The following is a 661-nucleotide window of genomic DNA, read 5'->3' on the forward strand; positions in this document are numbered from 1 at the left end:
GGTCAGCGTGTCGCCGCGCTCGATGCGGCGGCCGATTTCGCGCAATTGCTCGCTAGCGGCGGCGCGCAGTGTCGATTCGGCCCGGGCGATTTCGTGTAACGGCAGGGCGTCGAATAGGCCTTCGGTCACGGCCAGCAGCACGATGATTTGCTCGAAAGGGCCCAAGGCTTCCTGCTCGTGTTGCTTAAGAATTTCCCGCACCCGCTTGCCGCGCTCCAGAATGCCCTGGGTTTTCTTGTCCAGCCGGGTGCCGAAGCGGGCGAACATTTCCAATTCCTCGAATTGGGCGTAATACAGCTTCAAAGCGCCGGCCACCAGCCGGTAAGCCGGCAATTGCGCCTTGCCGCCGACCCTGGACACGGACTTGCCGACATCCACGGCCGGCAGCAGCCCTTTGTGAAACAGTTCGGGCGACAGATAAATCTGGCCGTCGGTAATGGAAATCAGGTTGGTGGCGATATAGGCGGCCAGATTTTCGGCTTCGATTTCAATGATGGGCAAGGCCGTCAGCGAACCGCCGGCCGCCAAACGGGTGGCGCGTTCCAGCAAGCGGGCGTGGATATAGAAAATGTCGCCGGGGTAGGCCTCGCGGCCCGGCGGGCGGCGCAGCAGCAAGGACAGTTCCCGGTAGGCGAGGGCGTGATGGGTCAGGTCGTCGTAG

At 62.6% G+C, this 661-nt stretch carries 1 pseudogene; it reads right to left on the minus strand.

The features are described 5' to 3' along the window. Positions 1-661, minus strand: a pseudogene (locus NP596_RS21765) (F0F1 ATP synthase subunit alpha); the annotation flags it as partial.

Source organism: Methylomonas rivi (assembly GCF_024505165.1).
Taxonomy (GTDB): domain Bacteria; phylum Pseudomonadota; class Gammaproteobacteria; order Methylococcales; family Methylomonadaceae; genus Methylomonas; species Methylomonas rivi.